The 3,225-nt window shown below is 69.3% G+C and carries 3 protein-coding genes; all 3 read right to left on the reverse strand.

The features are described 5' to 3' along the window. Positions 1–370: 370 nt before the first annotated feature. The gene (locus AC3WOS_RS28385) at positions 371–1,570 is read right to left on the reverse strand and encodes an acetate/propionate family kinase (RefSeq protein ID WP_492720662.1); all 1,200 of its coding nucleotides are present in this window, start codon (positions 1,568–1,570) and stop codon (positions 371–373) included. Further along, positions 1,567–2,979 carry a bifunctional enoyl-CoA hydratase/phosphate acetyltransferase gene (locus AC3WOS_RS28390; RefSeq protein WP_492720663.1) on the reverse strand — a complete coding sequence of 471 codons (1,413 nt, stop codon included), beginning with the start codon at positions 2,977–2,979 and terminating at the stop codon, positions 1,567–1,569. Before AC3WOS_RS28390 ends, AC3WOS_RS28385 begins: the two co-directional genes overlap by 4 nt. Positions 2,980–3,025: 46 nt before the next feature. Further along, a partial coding sequence (locus AC3WOS_RS28395) for an SDR family oxidoreductase (protein WP_492720665.1) occupies positions 3,026–3,225 on the reverse strand: 200 nt, incomplete at its 5' end.

The following is a 3,225-nucleotide window of genomic DNA, read 5'->3' on the forward strand; positions in this document are numbered from 1 at the left end:
GGGCGGCGGCTGGGGAACCGGCCTGCGGTTCATGAGGTAGCGCCAACGCCAACTCCGACCTGCTAACCTGTGGCCAGGCTGCGGGTGGTAAGGCCGGCAGACTGCCTCCGGCAACGTGTCTCGTTTCGCCTGCGCGTTTTGTCTGGTTTTGTCTCGTTTTGTCTTTTTCAGAAAGGAAAATCGCGTCGAGGCAAAACCAGACAAAACGAGACAGAACGAGACAGGCGAACGAGACACGTTGCCGGAGGGGCCTGATCGCCCATACCCCACCACATGCATTGCCGCACACGTGGGCTCAGTTCCGGCAAATGGACAAATTGATGCACGTAATGTCCATTTGCCGGAACTGACCCCGCTTGCGCTTCTTCTCTTAGGCCAGCAACGCCGCCGCATCGCCGGCTGCCACACGCCCCTCGTCGGTGGGCACGACCCAGATTTCCACGCTGCTGTCGGCGGCCTGGATGGCCATGATCTGGCTGCCGTCGGCCGCCGCGTTGCGGGACGGGTCGATGCGCACGCCCAGGTACAGCAGCTGCTCGCACGCGGCCAGCCGCAGCGCCGCGTCGTGCTCGCCGATGCCGCCCGTGAAGGCCAGCAGGTCCAAGCCGCCCAGGCAGGCGCTCAGCGCGCCGCATTCGCGCACCAGCCGGTGGGTGAACAGGTCGATGGCGAAGCGGGCTTCGGGCTGCTCGCTGGCGCGCAGCGTACGCATGTCGGCCGACAGGCCCGACACGCCCAGCAGCCCGGACTGGCGGTACAGCAGCGTTTCGATGCGGTCCGCGTCCCAGCCCTGGCGCATCAGGTGCAGCAGCACGCCGGGATCGAGTGCGCCGCAGCGGCTGCCCATCATCAGCCCGTCCAGCGCGGAAAAGCCCATGCTGGTGGCCACGCTCACGCCGCTGCGCATGGCGCACACGCTGGCGCCGTTGCCCAGGTGGGCCATCAGCACCTTGCGCCCGCTGCGGCCACTGCGCTCGGCCAGCCGCGCCGCCAGGTAGCGGTACGACAGGCCATGGAAGCCGTAGCGGCGGATGCCGTCCCGGTGCATGGCTTGCGGCAGGGCGAAGTGCTGTTCCAGTGCGTCCATCGTGGTGTGGAAGGAAGTGTCGAAGCAGCCCACCTGCGGCAGCTCGGGGAAGGCGCGCCGGAACAGGTCCACGCCCTCCAGGTTATGCGGCTGGTGCAGGGGCGCCAGCGGTTCCAGCGTGCGCAGGTAGGCCAGCGCCGCGTCGTCCAGCACGACGGAGGCGGCATAGCGCGCGCCGCCGTGGACGATGCGGTGCGCCACCGCCACCAGCCGGGCCGGCGCGGCGTAGCGCGCCAGCAGGGCGCGCATGGCGTCGAGCGCGCGCTCGAAGCTGTCGCCGGCGCCGGGCGCCAGCGCTTCATTCAGCTTGACGCCGTCGTCCGTGCTGAAGGCCACGCAGGGCTGGCCGTCCGGTTCCAGTCCGGCGATGGTGCCCGTCAGCAGGGCGGGGCCCGTCACGCCCGCGCGGCACGGGTAGAGCGCGAACTTGATCGAGGAGGAGCCGACGTTGACGGCGATGATGGCTTGCTGTCCGTTGTTCATGGGCGTTCCTTGCGGTAGCGGTGGGCCAGCAGCAGCGCCAGCGCGGCCGAGGCCACGCGGGCGTCGGCCGCGTCGGCCCGGCTGGTGAGGGCGATCGGCAGCGCGGCGCCCAGCACCACGCCGCAGGTGGCGGCGCCGGCCAGGTATTCGAGCTGCTTGGCCAGCATGTTGCCGGCTTCCAGGTCGGGCGCGATCAGGATGTCGGCGTGACCGGCCACGGACGAAGTGATGCCCTTGATGCGGGCCGCCTGCGGCGAAATGGCGTTGTCGAAGGCGAGCGGACCATCGAGCACGCCGCCCGTGATCTGGCGCCGCTCGGCCATCTTGCACAGGGCGGCCGCGTCCAGCGTGGAGGCGATTTTCGGGGTGACCGTTTCCACCGCCGACAAAATGGCGACCTTGGGTTCGGGCGTGCCCAGCGCGTGCGCCAGGTCGATCGCGTTCTGGACGATGTCGGCCTTTTCCATCAGCGTGGGCTGGATGTTGAGGGCGGCGTCGGAGATCAGCAGCACCTTGTCGTACAGCGGCACTTCCAGCCGGAACACGTGCGACAGGCGCCGCTTGGTGTGCAGCGCCGGCTGCGCCAGCACGGCCTGCATCATTTCGTCCGTGTGCAGGCTGCCTTTCATCAGCATTTCGACCTGGCCGGCGGCGGCCATGGCGGCCGCCTTCTCGGCTGCCGCGTGGCTGTGGGCGACGTCGACGATCTCGATGCCTTCCAGCGATGCATGCGCCTCGTCGGCCACTGCCTGCAGGCGGGCCAGCGGCGCGATCAGTACCGGCACGATCAGCTTGTGGCGGGCCGCGTCCAGCGCGCCCTTGAGTGACTCCACGTCGCAGGGATGGACCACGGCGCAGCGCACCGGTGCCAGCGCGGCCACGCTGGCCAGCAGCGCGCCGAAGCGGTCGCTGGGGTCCACCAGGCGCAGCAGCGGCAACTGGGTGCGCGGGCGGCGCACCTTCTCGATCGGGGCGATCACGGTGGCCACGCCCGACAGCACCAGGGCGCCGGTCTGGTTCTTGATCTCGCAGTTGAGAGCCACGTGGTGGTTGGCGTCTTCCTTGGTCAGCACGGTGGCCGTGATGCGCAGCGTGTCGCCGATGCGCACCGGCTTGAGAAAGCGCAGCGACTGCTCCAGGTAGATGGTGCCGGGGCCGGGCAGGGCGGTGCCCAACAGCTTGGAGATCAGGGCCGCGCCCCACATGCCGTGGGCGATCACGCCGTGGAACAGGGTGGCGTCGGCGTAGTCCGTGTCCAGGTGGGCCGGGTTGACGTCGCCCGAGACGGCGGCGAAGGCGGCAATGTCGTCGGCTGTCAGGGTGCGGGTCTGGCGCGCGCTCTGGCCCACTTGCAGTTCGGCGTAGGTGACGTTCTCGATGATCTCGGGCAGGTCGTTATGGTCGTTCATGGCGGAGGCTCGGTCGTAGGTTATAGGGTGTAGCGTGCAAGGTGCTTCAGTTGACGACGTGGTAGCCGCCGTCCACATAAATGGTCTGGCCCGTCATGCCGGAGGCGGCGTCGCCGGCCAGGAAGGCGGCCAGCTGGCCCACCTCGTCCAGCGTGACGAGGCGGCGCAGCGGCGCCCGGTGGACGGCGCGCTGCATCAGGCCTTCAAAATCTTCCAGGCCGGAGGCGGCGCGGGTGGGGATGGGGC

The sequence above is a fragment of the Rugamonas sp. FW305-51 genome (assembly GCF_058786935.1).